The following is a 17,565-nucleotide window of genomic DNA, read 5'->3' on the forward strand; positions in this document are numbered from 1 at the left end:
ATAAATAAAAAGCTTATCGCTTATCTTTTGGAGGGTAAGGGTCATTACCATGGCTATCAGCATTACTGATTCTGCCATTCTTATTATGAATGACTAGCTCAGACTTTTGATTACGACTGATGTCACGTGCATGACCGACGGCATCTGCTTTAAGCTCATGATGTTTAATGGAGCGTTCGCCACCACCCCTCTTAACGTCCCAACCACCATCTTTGTTCGGTACGACATGATGCGATTCTTTTGTCATCAGATATTTCCCTTTTGTTAATTTTATAAAACAAGCTATACACGTATAAATGTTATGTAGTATCTAAAAGCATTAGAACATAATGTCTTGTTAATAACAACCATGTGAATAACATTTTTTAATAACAGTGATTAAATTGCTATAATAACCACCCATCATCTAGGTGGCTTAGAAAATGTGTATAACGTTTTTAAATTTCACCACCGCACAGGTGGCTTTTATCAAAAGCACGGTTAACGCCGTGCTTTTTTATGTCAGTAATCAATTGGCTAAAACTTATCCACGAATAAAGCCAAAAAACTCATTAAACATCCAGCCACTGCTGTTGCTAGACTTGATGCTATCAAGCGAGACAGATGAATAAGTAATCGCTAATGACCGTATACTTTTATCAGAATGTGAGTGTTGCAAATCTTGTAAGACGTCATTCAATGAAGTAATCAACCAAGGCTTTATTTGTTCATGCTCAAAACTAAAGGCTAGTGGTTGAATGGTTTTATTCTGAGGGGTAGATTTGGTTAAACCTTTTTCAAAGATGTCCTCAGCGTAGTACGCGTCAAAACCTATACTTGGCATATCAGTATCTTCATCATCATTGACCATGCGCGGAATTAGTAACCAATCTTCTTGTGGTATTCCTGCTCGAAACGGACTGATTTGCTGTAAGTACGTATGAGTACGATTAGCCGTCGCCTTGCTATCCCAGTAAGCATTGACATAATTAAGCTTAGGGCTATTTAACAAGTGCCGCATGACTCGATGTTCAAGATCGCTTAGCGTCTCTATAGTTTTATTTTGAGAAGTTTCAATTCTAGGTCTCGCATCGACTTGTGCTAGCTGCTCTTGCGTCATTAGCTTATTCAAATCATAGCTTGGTGGCTTGAATAGTGTGGTTTCAAACCCTGGATGCGTAAAGATAGGTCGCTGAGCATTGAGGTGTTTGAAGTAGCGGATATTGTATTGCAATAGTAAAACATTAGGCTCATTAGCGATTTTATCAGGACGATGCCGCCAGATACGACCAGCCAACTGAATAATAGAACGCATAGAAGAAGGTTCGACGATTGCCCAATCATAATCATGATCGCGCCCAACCTCAGCGACGGGCGTCGCTAATACCATAAAGATATGCTTTTTAGCAGTATAGTTGGCAATGGCTTGCTTGATTTCAGAATGACTAAAAACATTAGTTTTTGAGTCACTACGATCTAATATTCTATCAAGCTTATTTTCTAAAGCATTGCGTAGTAGCAATAGCTGCTTGGCGTGATAGCACACCACATGCAACATGGTATTCTCTGGTACAGTAATGCTGTCTGCTTTAAATAATTCCATCGCAATATCAGTAATGTTATTGATATTAGCGACGCGCACCAGTCCGATACTCACTTGTGTACTTTGAGTAGACTTTTTCTTATTAGAACTAGGTAGCACTTCATGATGCTTATCATGCAAATTGACAGCTGCATCGACTAGCGTTTGTGCCAAAGCGCTATAAAACTGTGTTGCTGTATCTTTAGTATAAGGGGCTGAAAAGGGTAGTATTTCTGCTTGACGCCTAACAGGCTGCTTGGCTAAATAATTGGCACGCTTATCACAGAATTGTTTGTGATTATCTTGAAACCTATTCACATCGGCGCATTGTTCAGACATCATCGCTTTAGGCTGCTCATCAAACCATGCGCAGACTACTTTTGGCACAGGCTTGTTTTGACTTTGGTTAAATAGTTTTCGCCCTTCCATATAAGCTTCAAATAACCCTGTGACTAAATCAGGTGTCAAAGTGGCAGAAGATAGCAGCACTCGTGTGCCAAAGAGTCCAGCAAGATGCACAAGGCGAGAAAGCGCAGGCAAGTCCGCTTGGTCAAAATCGTCAGGCTCATCAAGTATCAAATCACTACTTAGCAGACGCAGCATAGGCGCGATATATTTACCGCCACGTTTGCACTCGCTGGCCTGAATAATATGATCAACCGTACAAGTCACGATAGGCGCAAATATCAAATCACGCGCTTTAGGACTGGCGATGACAGTATCGAGATTTAGCGCCTCATAGTCTTGATAATCAATATCGCTATCGACACTCTCATCTAACAAATCCTCGCTAGACTCACTACCAAAGCTTGTAGATTCATTATCAGGCTCCCTGTCTTTTGCATACTCACCGATGATATCGGTAATGTCGTTAGTCTTATTATCATAGGCGAGCTCAAACAGTTTTTTATTGGCGCTGCCACCAACTAATATGGCTAGTTGGTCGCCTTTTAACTTCAAGTCTTTACGAAAGCTCAGCCCTGTTTGTAAAGTTAAAATCCGCAGTCCTAATGCAATGGTAAAACGCGCACCTTTTTTAGGGTCAGCTAAAGCATACATAATACGAGCATTACCGATGGTTTTACCTGCGCCTGTCGATGCCATATTTACCCCAAAAAACCCATGCTCACGCGTGGCTTCTTGCAAGCTATAGGTCATCTTAAAAGCATGGTTTTGCCATTTAAAACGCTCTATACCGGTAGGCTTGGCCAGTGGGTCATGATTGCGTAGTGTTGGCATCTCGCTAGCAATAATAGGTAGCGCACGGCAAAAGTGAGCGGTAAAAGTACCAACGCCTAATAAATGCTCCTCAAGAGATTGTTTAACGGTTGGTATGCTAGCCGTCCGATCTGTGTTAGCTGCAAGGTTTTTGAATTGGCTATTAATAGTTATACAGCGTGAGTCGTTTTCCTTAAGACTGGAGTAATTATGATCACCCACCATTAAACATAGCCGAGATAAATGTAGTAAAAACGGATCACTAATAGCTTTCTTATCATCAATTGCTTGCTGACTAATTTGCATTAACGCAGGATCATTGAGTGCTTTTTTACACCAGCGCCTGATATTTTTTTGCCAAGCTGAACTATTAATCACTAAATGCTCAAATTGCCAAAAGTCTCTTAATTGTGCTTTACCCATTTCCTCTAAAGATTTAGGGTTTTTAACCCAGTAGTCAAAAGGCGTTAACTTGCTATAAAACTGTTGCAAATCTTGCTTATAAGTTAGTGTCTCTTTGGGCTGTTGCATACGTTGAATAGCAGTAAAAGAATGAAATACTTTATCCGCAGGTGGCAAACGGTGATGGGTGACAACTAACCAAGCGACCCACTGGGCGAGGGGCGGCATCGCTTTTATATTGACGGTATTTTGATTGGATTTAGCCAGTAATTTTTCTATATCATTATTTGCTAACCACTTATCTAACTGCATCAAACGTTCAAGCCATGCCTCATCAGTAGTACAGTCAGCAATCATTAGCTCGAACAGTTTTAATGATATCCACTCATGACGATAAGAATCACCTTGTTTGCTGCCTTCAATAAGTTTTTTTTGAAAACCAATCGTTGACTTGCCAATGTCGTGAAGTAGGGCGGATATGGTGGCGATGATTTGAATACTACTGGCGTAGCTCCATTCGTTTTCCCATTCACTATGTAGGATGTTTCGTTTGGTGCGGTTCACAGGAACTACCCCAACCTCATTAAATTTACGCTTATTCCCCACCACCCAGACCAGCTCAGTTAGCTGGCGAGTCTTATTACGATGACAGCTCACCGCCGTCGATTTAGTGGCTGAACTACGTAAGAGCTGCTTAACCGTTTTAAGACCATCCTCCGTGATAGCGGTTTGCCAGACATTATCGCCAATCCTATTAGCAAAAGCGTCCAAAATTCTACGAGTACGCTTGAGTGAGTTTTTTTCACATTGCGAGACGAAAGTAACAATCATTTATGCCTCCCAATCAGTAGTCATAGCAATCTGCTTAATCACTTCAAACTGATAATCTAGCGCCTTATGCTTAGTAAACATATTCAGGCACTCTTGGCGAAATTCCTGCTCGCTCATGTTTTCGCTGGCACAGATAAAGGCAAGGGGTAGCACTAACGCATCCTTGATAATATCGGCGATATCAAATACCAAAGCACCACGTCGCGTCTTACCATGCATCACCGCAAAACCATGCGGAATACCGAGCGTCCATGCGGTTGTGGCACCAAGTCCATACGCCAGATAATTGCCATGATTGAGAAAGCCGTTAGCCTTGTCGATACCATCGTGTTCACGGGTAAAGCCATCGTAGCCTGTATTCTTAGCAGCCAATTTATATAGACTTTTGGTTAATCTTGCTTCAAGTTGCAAGAGGTGCATGACCTCCATTTGTTGATCAATTTGACGGATATTATCGGTAAGTAACTTATCTACTGCCGCATTACTACGATCAAAACCCCAACGTTTGAGATCGCTATCCTTGCTCCAGATCGTTTGCAAGTAAGTTAATCTGGCATGCTGTAAAATTTTTGCTGCAGCTAGGCGTTTATGATCATCCCACCACCAACTCATCCAGCCCTGAATATATTCAGTCGGGCGATACTCGCTTTGCGGCGTCATCCATTCGACATAAACCTCACGTTCAGCACCCATAAATAATGGAGTACCACCGCCACCGCAGAAGCCAACCAATACGCCAGCTTGTGATAATAGGCGCATGGCAGCTTGAGTGATAGAAGTCCCTGTACCCAGTAATAGTGATGTGGTATTGGCAATAGGAATGTTATAGAACAGATTTGCCTTATCATCTTCAGTTAAATATAAAACACGACCGTCTTTTTGCATGACTCGACAATGGGATAGGTAGTAAATATTGGCACGTTTAGAATGTAAGATAGTTTTTAAATCAGATGAATCAAAGCTATTGTCTGTATAAGGATTGGTTGGTTTAGCCATAATAATTCCAGTAGTGTAAAACCATGCTTAAGATAAGGTTTACTCTACTGGAGTTATATTTGCAAAACAATGGTTGATAATTTTATTGCGACAACAGATGTCGTATCTATGTAGTTAATGAACACCAAAACCTGTCTAATTAGCAGGTTTTTTCATATCCAGATTTTAAAGTGTTATAAAAAACATCAGACTAAGATTAATTATTCAAAATATTTACTTACAATCCAATTACGTCACTAGCTGTCGTGTTAGTTTTCTTATACCTTACATTTGTTAGATAAATTATGTAGTGTGAGTGGAGGTTAAAAATAAATTAAAGGATTATAAAATGGATAGTGTTTCTATTACAGAATTACGAAAGCGATTTGTCGTTGTTTTTCCAGATATCGTAAAGCTATGTGAAATTTATATAAAAAATATTCGCCCATATATAAAACCAGCAAAAATTTTAACTATTCACCAAAAGGCCAGTCTAGCCAGACTCACTCTGTATATAAAAACTGACAAAAACATACAGCTGGTCAATAATGTTGAGCTTATTTGTCTTTTAAAAGGTGCCTGCAAAGAAAAAATAGACCAACAACTACTCAGCCAAAAGCTCATGATAGTATCAATCAATAAAGAAGAGTTCTGCATTCAAAGCTTGTTCTACGAATTGATTGAAATAATAGCCAAACATCAGAAAAAATTGGATATTAAATCAATTTATGAACAGTTAGATAGATGTTTAACGCTAGAAATGAAACAGCAGATGTTTGGTAAGAATATCTTTGCCGCCGCTACGTTTTGTAAGCTTATTAAAATCCATGAGCAAACCTATTATAAGCGTTGCAAGAAGGGCGCAGAAAATGCCGAATCTTAAATCTCAGTATGACCTGCGAGCACCCTTTGATAAGAAACACATCATACGCATCATCAATGGGCTAAAGAATGACGTGCGATTTGAAAACCGTGAGAATGCTCTAAATGCTATATCTGACATTGTTACTGCCATACATAATGGTTATCACAGTGCTGATAACATACAAGTGGTACTTGAAGTTGTCATCCAGACGTTAAGAACCCGACCAGTTTCATACTACGATATGAAAATTAGCAAATCAGCGCTTGCAAAAAAGCCGCTTATCATGCAGCTGCTTATTCTGATGCAAGACATAGCAGTTAAGCATCAAAAACAGTGTTTACAGCAAAAATTACTATGGTTAGCGATTAGTATGCATACTGCCGTTGTGCTTATACATCATAATAAAAAAACCCATACCAACAATATACTCATGCAGTTTAAACTGGCGCAGTTTTCAGAGTCTCCTAAGCGCACATGGATTTGGAATGAGCTGGCTGATAATCCAGAGATGAACATTGCTCATATACTCTCATCATTAAAAGGTATTTTAGAACCATTAGAGCGTGAACTTGAGAGTAATATTAAAAAAGAAGCACAAATCACGCCGTTGATTAGTCAAATCAGTAAAATCATAGCAGCCTATCAATACGCTCATTATTTTAAAAAATTTATAAAAATAAAACCAGCTAAGCACATTAAACCGATTAATCTTGCAGAAAAGTATTTCTGGCAACAAAAGAATGACGAGAGCAGTTATTGGGAAGAAAATGATTATGGGTTGTATAATAAAGAACCACCCATCCAGCATCGATTTTATACACCACTGACTGAAAGCTATGAAGGGCTTACAACAAGCTTTGAAGAGAGTATTGATCACTACGAAGCACCATTTTTTAGCTACGAGAATTTAACCGAACCCTCAATCAAACCATTTACCTCTGTACCACTACAACATATAGACTTATCACTACAGCAAAATCATATCTCACAGCGGGATTTAGCGCTGAATTCAAATATTCGTGTACTTCCGAAATCAAGCTATCAGGCAGTGTTTTCAGCGCTTGCCGAAGACACTCAATCCTCATCCAATACCCTACATCGCACCTGCGCCAATGTGTTGTTGCTGTCTATGATTACAGCATTACCGGTGAATTCTTTATTGACATCAGGATATATTGGACACCCCAGGATTTTCATTATCGGGGTTAACCGCAGCTACATCGAGCATTCACTTGGAATCACTAAACGAGTGGCGGCATTCGACGATAGTAAACACGAAAATCAGTTTGATATGATTAAAATTCCAGTGCCTCAAGGGCTTATCGAGACCATACTAGAATATGACTTACCCTTTAACGAGGATATTCAGGATTATCTAACTCATTTACGTGCCACGATTGGACTGCCGTATCTGTCAGTAAAACGTATTGAAACAGCATTACATGTCATCCTCTCTCGATATACATCAGGCAGTCATAGCCATATTGCGGATATTATTTGCCGCACGCCAGCACCGCACGCGCCAGCTATGTACTACAGTAGTCACCGCAGTGAAGATATTTTTGCTCATTATAAATCAGCGTTAAGTGTTCTTAATATTGCCGATAATTTCGATGTGTCTTATATCACCGCTTGGCATAAATATAGCGTAGGTTCAGGGTCTGCGCTCACGCCTGATTATGTACGTGAAATAGTGACTAATTTGGAAGCTTGGGCTAATGAGAGTGTGGATGCAAATACACGTTTTAATCGAACCAGTATTTTTGTTTGGTTTATATTTTGTCTATTAACTGGTGTACGACCAAACAATGGTATTGGCAATATGAGTGATATTGACCTTGAGATGGGTTGGCTTGTTATAAATGACAAACCGAGCAAGCAGGTACAGAACCATAGGCTGATACCATTATGTCCCACGCTGTTGAATTGTTTGACAGCTTATAGAAACTACTTGGTTGATTATCAGCTAAACAATCTGCTAAAACATGAGATTAGCGCGACTATTGATGAGATTGGCTTGGGTAATGATGTGGCGCTACTGAGATTGCTATCAGAAAATTTTGACGCCTTAACCATTATCAAACGTGGCGATGCCTATCAGATGACCAAACAAATTATCGATGCCAATCCTTATTGGACGCGTCATTTTGTGCGCACGCAGCTTGAGAAAATGGAGGTTGATATGGTGCTTATCAATGCTGTGATTGGTCATGAAAAAGCCCGTCAAGAAGGCTTGGGGCGCTTTTCCTCGTTAAGTAAATCTCAGATAAAAAGTGTTAGTAGGGCGTTTGAGCAAATTTCGGTTAGGCTTGGCTTAGATAAAATAACTATAAATAGATAAAAGGCGCTGTCATGAAATCTACCAAACTCATAGATAATATAGAGCTGCCTAAAATTATTAATGGTTTAGCAAAATTTAATGGCAGAAAAAAGCAGTATGTCCCTTACCCTGAAGTCATTGATAAAAGCGGCGAGGCGAGGCGGCGTGAGATTATATTATTTGCTACTTTACAAACCAAATGGGAGCAGTTGCGCCAAGCGTATCCTGATAATCTGAATAAGCTAAAACTTACTAAAAAATACCAACGCAAGGCATACTTATTCAATAAGCATTCTTTTTTACCCATCAAGGTCAGCTATCGCAGCATAGTTATTGATGAGCGATGGCTGAGATGGGATCAGGCTTTGCAACAATTTGAGCAGGATTTATATCAACAGATACAACCATTGAATTCACAAGGTTACAGTGAGTTCCAGCTTTATGTGAACGATATCATTGCGCAGACCTGTCGAACACAAAAGCTAGTCCAACAGGGATATCGAGTCATCAACCGCTTTATTGACCATCAAAATAAGCACTTCATGCTCATTGAGCACTATTATCCTAATATTGTCATCTCATTCCCTACAAAATCAAACTCACTCATTATTAATGCTGATTGGGTGACACGAGGTAAGCAAGTCAATAAACTTGTGCGTGCTGTACACGACCACTGGCAGCAAACGATCGATTATAGCCCTGACGAAATTTTAGGCTGGCTGCTGTTTTCAGGCGTTATTTATGGCGGTATTAATGACAAGCAGATGTTGGAGGGTTGGTTTAGGGCTCTATTAAATAAAGAGTATCAGCCTTTTATCAATCAGCGAATATTGGTAGCGCCACGCTTTGAACAAAAACATTATGGTAATGAGCGCGATGCTAACAGTAATAAGCTCTACAATACACAGCAAATTATTGTTGATATGGTGAGTCAATGCTGGCTGATACGCTATCATCAGCAAAATGGTGAAGAAAATAGCAATGAGATGTTCTCACAACCGCCACAAAAAAGCGCTGAAAAATATCTGATGAGCACCTTAGCGATAGTGGCAGAGCCACTTGGTTTGCCTATGCTCACCTTTACCCAGCTGTTGTCTTACGCCAGTTACTATTGGGAGATGCTAGATGGCGCTGATATCGATCAAGCTTCAGTGGCAGTGCTATGTGGTAGACAAAATACCGCAGGACTGACTAAAAATAGCTTTGAGCAATTTTTGAACCCAGTTTATAAAAATACCGCTAGCACTTATGATTTAGATGAAGTCTTAAATCTTTCTATTAATGCACCCAAAAAACCGCAAACAGTCATAGTCACTCAGAGTAAGCACGGTAAGAAAGTACGGTGCTCAGACCTGATTACTGCTATTACAAAAGATTTTAAGCTGGTAGAAAGTCTTAAGAAAAAAAAGCTAAAACACACACCGCCTACGCTGATTGAGAGAATCAAAAAGCGGTGTCAGCAATACACAACAGTCAGCGAACAGGTATTTTTAGATTGGGTATTGATGCTCTTACAAGACAAACCAACCAAAGCGCCAAAAAACTCCTCTATATTACAGTACGTCAAAAGTATCGGCTATGAATGGCTATATTTTACGATGGGTCAGTCTATTGATAACTGGGATGAAGAAGAGTTTGAGATGCTCTATGAGGATATTTTAGAGTACAAAACTGTCGCTCGTGGTAATACTGATATTTCTTATTCTGCCAAGCTGTTACAGCGTTTGCACAATTTTTCTTGTGTCAATTATGATTTTCCTGCTGTAGTGATTTCATATGAGAAGAGTGGTCGGCGTGTTCGTTCTGAGCTAGTATCGCCACCGGTATATGACGCTATTATCACGCAAATATTAAATGGGGTGGATATTTTAGAGCGTGAAATGTTTGCACTGATGTTTATTCTAGTCTATCGCACCGGTATGCGCAAAAAAGAGCTGCTCGGGCTCAGATATATCGATATAGAAGGGCTCGATGAACCCACGCCGTCGGTGGTGGTTCGCAACAATAGCTATCGCAGCTTAAAAAACGCTAGTAGCAATCGTCGCATTTTTATTTTTGCACTATTAAAGCCCAAAGAGCTGGCGTTTTTTGTGAGGTATGTGCAAAGCAATATAGGCACAAATCCCAATAACTTTATATTTACCTTATCCTCTGCACAAAGTCCAGTTGATGATCATGTGCCATTACAATTACTGCGGCGTATTTTGCAAGATATTTCAGGAAATGAAGTTACGATTAGTTATACCTTCCATGCATTTCGGCATACGGCAGTCAGTAATTTATCATTGGTACTACATGGTCACCTCGATTTGGTTGAGGCATTGACCGATTATGACGCGCAAGATATTTACCGTATTAAGTCAGGTTTGGTTGGTGAGCATATCAACGCGCAAGATCGTTGGTATGCTTTATCGGGAGTGATTGGACATCTATCGCCTCAACGCAGTTTTGAATACTACAATCATGTCGCAATATTGATGGCAACCTATGCGCTAAGCGTTGCTGATATCAAGCTGCCAAGCCGCGTTATAAACAATATTACTGGTTTTGATAATAAACGGCTCAAACAAAACCAAGCTGTAATTGAAAGTGGTGACGTGAGTTTGCCCAGTATTCGCGCATTATTGTCGCGCAGTATTTTTCATAATAAGCGCGCCTCACCGCAGTTTTTTATAGATGATACTTCGCCTTTGATTGAGCCACCGGCGCTATCTGATAGCTTATTTATGCGCTATGGATTGAACCGTGTTTGGTCGTTGCTACGACAAATTGATGAAGGTGTAGCGCTAAAGCAAGCAGCAATCACAACCAATATTGACTTGTATAATGCGCAAATACTCATTGAGCGAGCGCAACAAGTTGCCGCGATAATGTCCACACATGGTAAACCTCGCTTTGTCAAAGCTACTGGTATTAGTCCGCTAAGTATTCAATATCAAAGCGACTTTAGGCTGCTTTCTTCACTACAAAACAGTGCCCAGCAATTGCGCCACACCTCAATGGACGACTGGCAATGGTTTATGACGATATGCCAACAACGTCTGTCTAGCAGCAGAGCATTTATGCCCTTTTCAAACAAAGAGCCGCAAGCGTTACAACGTTTTATAGCTATTATCAAGCAGCTGCTACCGGCTAAAAACTGGCTGGTTGTCGGTCACATCTTAATCCAGCCCTACGCTGATTTAATTGACATCCACAATATGCGATGTATCAGCAAAGCCGATGTAAACACCATCAATATCGGCATAGCCACACCAGATGATAGGAAGTCTGTACGCAATAAAACCCAATGGAAGTTCTCGCCATTACTTCGCTTGTTTGTACATATGATGCTTATTACAGATGACGGCTTATCCATTATAAAAGAGCTGCCAAAGAGTACACCGTAAATATATTAACTGTTATGCCGCCATAACAGTTATTTTAGCTTAACTCTATGCTCAGTTGCGACGCCGTAGATTGTAAAAGAAGCGAACCTACTATCTATAGTTGGATAGTCAGAATTATAAGCGATTAACTGAGTGTGGTGTTGACCCGTCTTTTCATCAAAACCACAATCCCGCCATTTTCTAAATAACACCTGCTCAGCATCATCCATAGCAATCACATAGTCGCCCGGCTCAGGCGTGAGCGCTGGATTAATAAGCACTAAGTGGCTTTCCATAAAGGTGGGCTGCATGCTGAGGTCGTCTAAAATAAGCCAGTAAGCGTTTTCATTAGCTTGTTTGACAATGGGCTCAAAAAGAATGCTATCAACCTTATCGTTACTGATAACTTTTTTTGTTTGTTCAAAATTATAAATAGGGCACATAATCACATTATTGTTTTTTGAATGAGATAAATTGTTTTTTGCTTTACTTATCATCTCTCCTTTGCCCGTAGACAGCCATTCCGCATCTACACCTGTACATACTGCCATTTGCACCAGCTTAGTTGAACTGTGGTTGCGTCCGTTCTCCAAGTCTGATATTGCTCCTTGTTTTGCTCCTACTGCTTTAGCGAGCTCGACTTGCGTCATCCCTGCATACTTACGTGCTTTTTTAAGCCTCTCACCTACTGTATCTAGCATAGCTTGTCTCTTAACGTTACTTATCGCTCATTATGGTAAAAATTTATAACGTTTTAGCGTTGTTAAAATATCGTAATAACGTTATTATGATGATCGTTTGTTATTATTTATTAATATTTAAGCCATATTGGAGGCGTTGTGCATTCATTATCCAAAGAGCAGCTTGCATACTCATGCAGTATTCAAGCCCATATCTTGCAAGGTGCTGCAGCTTACAAGCGCTGTCATCTGGCGCAATACATTAATGTTGACACCACAACCATTGGTCGTTGGTTGGACAGTAGCCAGACAGACAGTCGTCTCGTGCAGTTTGCAGCAATACTGGCGATATGTGATCTAAAGGTAGTACCCAGTCATATGCAGTGCTACGACCGTCACAAAATTGACATCTTATTTCATCTGGCCAAAGACAGCTTTGATCGTTTTGATAGTGCGGACGATTTTTTTATGACGCAAATGATTCATCAAGGAGGAAGTGATGAATCAATCAGATGATGTTGGCATTTGGCTACCAGTTTATATTGGTGAAATGTTGGCCATGACCACGCGCCTTAGTACTGAACAAATAGGGGCCTTTTATTTATTAATGATGGATTATTGGAAAAACGGTGTGATACCACATGATTACAAAATCATTGCCGCTATTACTGGTCTGTCACATGCGAAAAGCAAAACCTTTATTACCCTGCTTTTGAGTATTCAAATTTTTGAGAGTGATGACGATATATTATTTAGTCGTTATCTCGATGATAAAAAAGAGACAGCAACTAAAAATCGCAAAATGAAATCGGAGCGTGGTAAAAAAGCGGCCGAAGCTCGTTGGGATAAAGAGGGTAGTGACACTAGCAAAGTTGAGAACAATACAATCAATAATCAAGCATCGTCTAAGCAATGCATAAGCAATACTAATAGCATGCTTGAGCAATGCCCGTTATCGTTATCTTCATCATTATCTAATAAAGATTCTCTCTCTCAGATGAGCAGCAGTTTAAGTATTGTTTCTATCAAACAATGGCGAGCACCAACATTAGATGAGATAAACGCATTACTTAAAAGTGAGCACACATCAGCATCCATATTAGACTCTGGAACCTATAAGAATCATATCAGTAAATTCAAAACCTATTATGCCGAACAAGAACTCAAAAACAATCCCATTTTGACTGATGATAGACGACGTGACGTGCTCGTGACATGGATTACTAATGATCGCCAATACCAACTCGTCAATACAAAAATAAAAGGACAGCCACATGAAAAAATCATCCACAAAGCCGATAGCGGTCAGCCAAATGCGTTTGACAGTGCACTCAGCTACATCGAACGCAGTAATGATGAAGTCGACAGCTATTTTGATGCCATGGATCGAGGCTGAAAATTATGACAATGAACAGAGGCTACGTCAGTTAACCAAAGAGATAGTAAGACTGTTTGGAGAATGGCAACTAAACTTTGGCAATAAAGCACCTGTCAAAAACTATCCTGTTCAAAAGGCAGCATTGTGGGCAAAAGTAATTCTGTATATGCAACCCACCGCTGAGCAATGGCAACAGGCTAAAGAGCGTTCATTATTCGAGGAATGGCCACCAAGCTCAGCCCGTGATTTACTAGCATTAGCACCAGTAAATAATCCGTGTTATCCGGATATGCACCAAGCATATACGGATGCCGCAGTGAATCAAAAGTATAACCATGCCGTGGTATATGAAACCGCGCGTCGAGTAGGATTTTGGGATCTAAAAAGTAAGCCTGAAACGGTCACGTATAAACGCTGGCAGCAGCAATATCCTAAAGTGTGTTACGAGCATACAACTGGCACTGACTTTGCCATGCCACAGTCCAGACAAATCACGCACAAGCATATACCGATGGCTGATGATAGTCCGATGGCGGCTAGTGTTGATGCGTTTTTGGATAAGTTTAGAAGAAAGCATAGGATTAAAGCTTAGTTTTAATTTCTGAGTGAAGTTATATGAAACCTAATGAGATAAAATAATAATTGTCCTGCTATATCTGCAATCTTATTCTTCAAGCTGATTTATTGTCTTATTTGGTTTTTCTCTGCATAATATAAGGGGATTAAGACTTTACTCTCTGCATTTACTGAGAAAAATATGAAATACGTGACCTATATCCATGAACATCCAACTTGGACCGAGTGGCAGTGGTCAGATAAAAAAAGTTGCCACTCGTCAGTCGTGTGCGCCTCTTACAAGGACGTTTGCTGGGTAAGCTGCAAACGCTAGGGTTTGATCTGAATGTCGAGGCGCAATTAGATGCGGTCACTTTAGAAGTTGTTAAAACCTCAGAAATTGAGGGTGAGGCATTAAATAATGAGCAAGTACGGTCGTCTGTCGCCCGACATTTAGGGATAGATAATAGGTTTATGCCAACAGCAACCCGTGAAATTGATGCGGTGGTAGAGATGATGCTCAACGCCACTTATCACTATCAGCAACCCTTATTATTGGATGATTTATTAGGGTGGCATAGGGCGTTATTTCCAGACGGCTATAGTGGGCTTTATCGTATCAAAGCAGGCAGTGTCCGCGATGACAGCCAAGGACCGATGCAAGTGGTCTCTGGTGGTTATGGTCGTGAGCAGGTTCACTTTGTTGCGCCTAGTGTTGATAGGTTATTTGATGAGTTAGAGCAGTTTCTATCTTGGTTTAATACACCGCCATATCAGCAGGATTATATAGATTTGGTCATCAAAGCCGGCATCGCGCATTTATGGTTTGTGACGATCCATCCCTTTGATGATGGCAATGGGCGATTGACTCATGCCATTACCGAAAGAGTGCTGGCTCAAAGCGATGACAGTACTCAACGCTTTTACAGTATGTCAGCGCAAATTCTAAAGCAGCGCAACGATTACTATAAAGTACTGGAGCGCACCCAAAAAGGGGATACGGATATCACAGATTGGCTGGTCTGGTTTTTACAAACGCTAGAGCAAGCCCTGATTGCGGTTCAAACCACCACAAATACCATCGTCAATAAAGCTAATTTTTGGCAGAGACATCGACAGCATGCCTTAAATACCTGGCAGGTCACTATGCTCAATACTTTACTCACTGATTTTTATGGCAAGCTGACCACGAAAAAATGGGCAACCATGACCAAGTGTTCTATCGATACCGCACTACGAGATATCAATGATTTGATTGAGAAGGGCATACTTAAAAAGTCTGAGTCTTCAGGGCGTAGTACCAGTTATGAGATAGAAGCAATCTAATGCATATTTCAATACATTAGTCTTCAAAAGACTTATGGCGGTTTATAATGCAGATGGCAGTTTACGCTTCTATATCAAATTAAGAGATTAATCTTATATATTACTTTCAGAATTTTTTTGCAGAGTGATTGAGTATTCTAAAATCAATTGAAAGTGTACAACAGATACAATGATAATGAGTTCAGGACAAGAAGTGCTTAATGCTTTATCTGAATAAGTCTAGTATGAGCAGTTCTATTGTAGTAGTCTTGTTTGAATGGTCTTTAAATTAGTTTTTTGGGTTCTATGAATGGTCTTGGTGGGGCATACCCAAAAAGATATTTTTAAAACAGTCTAAGAATATGGTTCTCTAGTTAGGATTTGAATCTTTGGCTGTAGGCAAGTGATACCAGTAATCTGAGTTTTTTGGATAATCGTAGTGTACTTCACAGTGTACTGGTTGAAAAATCTAAGGTTGTTCAAAACATATTCTATTGAACCTTCCCAGTGTTGTTGTATATGCTCAGAATAGAGCTTACACAGCTTCCTCAACACGCGCAAATATTGATATATAAATAAGCTGTTTCTATATATAGTGTCGGCTTCATACAGCAAGTATAAGCTTTCTCATCATTTGTAGAAGAAATTGATTTAGCTGATTTTCATTATATTAAATAACAAGGCGTGTTTATGAAGGCTGTTTTCGAGAAAATTGCTACTTTTGTTTTGGGATTAATATTTTTGTGGCTTTTATTTATGTTTTTAGGTTGGGTCTGGGATCACAAAGGAGCAATATTTTTGCTCCTAGTTGGAATAGTTGCTATAGGTGTTGTTATTCTGCTATTTAGCAAAAAAGATTCGAGCATTATTGACGAAACGAAAGAGCAGATTAACATTGATGAGGAACAAGCGCTAATTCCAGAAATTAAACTTGATAAGGTAATTCATGAAGAACAGGCACTAACTCCAGAAGTTAATCTTGATAAGCTAGAGATAGGTATGGACGAATCTACCCATATATTGCAGATGTACAGTTCAGCGATAGATCTAAAACTAAAAGGCGAATATAACCAAGCGTATATTCTTTTAAAACAATACTGTGAACTATTAGATGACCCTAGTTCTGATTTATTTAAGACCTTAGCAGAATTTGCTTATCTTGCTGGTAAATTCGACGACTCAGCTATTAATTGGGTAAATTGCATAACCTGCTCTATAGTTGACTATATTGAGTCACTTCCTGAGTCGGGCATAATAGATAATGGTATTCCTAATGAAATGGCTAGCTTATTTGGTATGCCTACTCAGACGCCACACACTAAACAAAAATTGGATGATTTAGCTTATAGAGAAGAGCTCGTATCTAAATTCTTTAGTAAATGTATACACTTAGGTAATGCCTATATAGCAGCTAAAGCAGATATAGGTGCAAGAGATGCTGTTGTAAACCTAATAATGAGTAATGACTCTAGTCTTACATCTTCGGATGCAGTCAAGATTTTTGATCATGACGCAGCTTGTTATAGAGCACGTTTGATCAGTAAAGAAGCTAATCAACAGCCTCCTAATGTAGGAATTAAATCATGCAGTTTGAATTTTAACGATCTTTATTTCAATCAAGGTAAGAATAGTGCACTTGAATATGTTCATTGGGATTATATGATGAAAATGTAAATTCATAAATATAAAAGCATATTTACATGGAAAAATATAAGAGTACTAAGACCTGTATAATTACCGATATAGAGCTCACGTCTGATCAGAAAATATAAGGCGACAGATCAACTACCTTCGCTTGTAGATATTGGTTTTTTCTAAAGCTGCGATGCCCTAAAAGATGGTAAAGCATTTATACTATCTAGTTTCATTGATGCTTATAATCATGAAGCGTTAACGGTGGAGATTGATTTCTCTATGCTGGCTTAAAAAGTCACACGGAGTTTGAACGAATTATTAACAATTTTTGAGAAAAATAGTTTTATTTGAGGTAGTAGATAGGCGAGTAATGACACGCTGCTCTGAATTGCTTATTAAACAATATTGATAAATTATGAAGGACAAGCATTGAAAACTGCCACACTATTACCTATCTTACTTGCGTTAGGCG

The 17,565-nt window shown here is 39.5% G+C and carries 12 protein-coding genes; 8 read left to right on the forward strand and 4 right to left on the reverse strand.

Features of this window, described 5'->3' with window-relative positions; genetic code table 11:
* Positions 1-13: 13 nt before the first annotated feature.
* The 3 genes from AAEY78_RS09220 to cas1f form a co-directional block, all read right to left on the reverse strand.
* Positions 14-247 (reverse strand): DUF2188 domain-containing protein, encoded by a 234-nt coding sequence (locus AAEY78_RS09220; RefSeq protein WP_352339053.1) that lies wholly within the window; start codon positions 245-247, stop codon positions 14-16.
* Between the two features lie 276 nt (positions 248-523).
* The gene (cas3f, locus tag AAEY78_RS09225) at positions 524-4,012 is read right to left on the reverse strand and encodes a type I-F CRISPR-associated helicase Cas3f (protein ID WP_352339054.1); all 3,489 of its coding nucleotides are present in this window, start codon (positions 4,010-4,012) and stop codon (positions 524-526) included.
* On the reverse strand, positions 4,013-5,008 hold the full coding sequence (cas1f, locus tag AAEY78_RS09230) for a type I-F CRISPR-associated endonuclease Cas1f (protein ID WP_352339055.1): 996 nt from the start codon (positions 5,006-5,008) through the stop codon (positions 4,013-4,015).
* A gap of 328 nt (positions 5,009-5,336) precedes the next feature.
* Here cas1f and AAEY78_RS09235 point away from each other — a divergent pair, with 328 nt between their 5' ends.
* Genes AAEY78_RS09235 through AAEY78_RS09245 form a run of 3 tightly spaced genes read left to right on the forward strand, consistent with a single transcriptional unit; the run spans position 5,337 to position 11,561 of the window.
* Positions 5,337-5,870, forward strand: coding sequence for a hypothetical protein (locus tag AAEY78_RS09235; RefSeq protein WP_352339056.1), 534 nt, complete (start codon positions 5,337-5,339; stop codon positions 5,868-5,870).
* A complete protein-coding gene (locus AAEY78_RS09240; protein ID WP_352339057.1) occupies positions 5,857-8,193 on the forward strand; it encodes a hypothetical protein in 2,337 nt (778 codons plus the stop codon). Before AAEY78_RS09235 ends, AAEY78_RS09240 begins: the two co-directional genes overlap by 14 nt.
* 11 nt (positions 8,194-8,204) lie before the next feature.
* On the forward strand, positions 8,205-11,561 hold the full coding sequence (locus AAEY78_RS09245) for a site-specific integrase (protein ID WP_352339058.1): 3,357 nt from the start codon (positions 8,205-8,207) through the stop codon (positions 11,559-11,561).
* Positions 11,562-11,590: 29 nt separating this feature from the next.
* Here the strand turns inward: AAEY78_RS09245 and AAEY78_RS09250 are convergent, their stop codons facing one another.
* The gene (locus tag AAEY78_RS09250; protein WP_352339059.1) at positions 11,591-12,241 is read right to left on the reverse strand and encodes a S24 family peptidase; all 651 of its coding nucleotides are present in this window, start codon (positions 12,239-12,241) and stop codon (positions 11,591-11,593) included.
* A gap of 138 nt (positions 12,242-12,379) precedes the next feature.
* Here AAEY78_RS09250 and AAEY78_RS09255 point away from each other — a divergent pair, with 138 nt between their 5' ends.
* From AAEY78_RS09255 to AAEY78_RS09275, 5 genes are all read left to right on the forward strand, one after another.
* Positions 12,380-12,736 (forward strand): hypothetical protein, encoded by a 357-nt coding sequence (locus AAEY78_RS09255; protein WP_352339060.1) that lies wholly within the window; start codon positions 12,380-12,382, stop codon positions 12,734-12,736.
* A complete protein-coding gene (locus tag AAEY78_RS09260; RefSeq protein WP_352339061.1) occupies positions 12,720-13,616 on the forward strand; it encodes a DUF1376 domain-containing protein in 897 nt (298 codons plus the stop codon). Before AAEY78_RS09255 ends, AAEY78_RS09260 begins: the two co-directional genes overlap by 17 nt.
* Positions 13,597-14,190, forward strand: coding sequence for a hypothetical protein (locus AAEY78_RS09265; RefSeq protein ID WP_352339062.1), 594 nt, complete (start codon positions 13,597-13,599; stop codon positions 14,188-14,190). Before AAEY78_RS09260 ends, AAEY78_RS09265 begins: the two co-directional genes overlap by 20 nt.
* Before the next feature lie 233 nt (positions 14,191-14,423).
* Positions 14,424-15,479: a Fic family protein gene (locus AAEY78_RS09270; RefSeq protein WP_352339063.1), complete on the forward strand. Its 1,056-nt coding sequence runs from the start codon at positions 14,424-14,426 to the stop codon at positions 15,477-15,479.
* 669 nt (positions 15,480-16,148) lie between these two features.
* Positions 16,149-17,132, forward strand: a complete 984-nt coding sequence (locus AAEY78_RS09275; protein WP_352339064.1) for a hypothetical protein — start codon at positions 16,149-16,151, stop codon at positions 17,130-17,132.
* The last annotated feature ends 433 nt before the right edge of the window (positions 17,133-17,565 follow it).

The organism is Psychrobacter sp. 16-MNA-CIBAN-0192 (genome assembly GCF_040309565.1).
Taxonomy (GTDB): domain Bacteria; phylum Pseudomonadota; class Gammaproteobacteria; order Pseudomonadales; family Moraxellaceae; genus Psychrobacter.

Bases quoted from the DNA above. Each gene is read 5' to 3' on its own strand.
- AAEY78_RS09220 (WP_352339053.1), bottom strand. From the start codon at position 247: ATGACAAAAGAATCGCATCATGTCGTACCGAACAAAGATGGTGGTTGG.
- cas3f (WP_352339054.1), bottom strand. From the start codon at position 4,012: ATGATTGTTACTTTCGTCTCGCAATGTGAAAAAAACTCACTCAAGCGT.
- cas1f (WP_352339055.1), bottom strand. From the start codon at position 5,008: ATGGCTAAACCAACCAATCCTTATACAGACAATAGCTTTGATTCATCT.
- AAEY78_RS09235 (WP_352339056.1), top strand. From the start codon at position 5,337: ATGGATAGTGTTTCTATTACAGAATTACGAAAGCGATTTGTCGTTGTT.
- AAEY78_RS09240 (WP_352339057.1), top strand. From the start codon at position 5,857: ATGCCGAATCTTAAATCTCAGTATGACCTGCGAGCACCCTTTGATAAG.
- AAEY78_RS09245 (WP_352339058.1), top strand. From the start codon at position 8,205: ATGAAATCTACCAAACTCATAGATAATATAGAGCTGCCTAAAATTATT.
- AAEY78_RS09250 (WP_352339059.1), bottom strand. From the start codon at position 12,241: ATGCTAGATACAGTAGGTGAGAGGCTTAAAAAAGCACGTAAGTATGCA.
- AAEY78_RS09260 (WP_352339061.1), top strand. From the start codon at position 12,720: ATGAATCAATCAGATGATGTTGGCATTTGGCTACCAGTTTATATTGGT.
- AAEY78_RS09265 (WP_352339062.1), top strand. From the start codon at position 13,597: ATGCCATGGATCGAGGCTGAAAATTATGACAATGAACAGAGGCTACGT.
- AAEY78_RS09275 (WP_352339064.1), top strand. From the start codon at position 16,149: ATGAAGGCTGTTTTCGAGAAAATTGCTACTTTTGTTTTGGGATTAATA.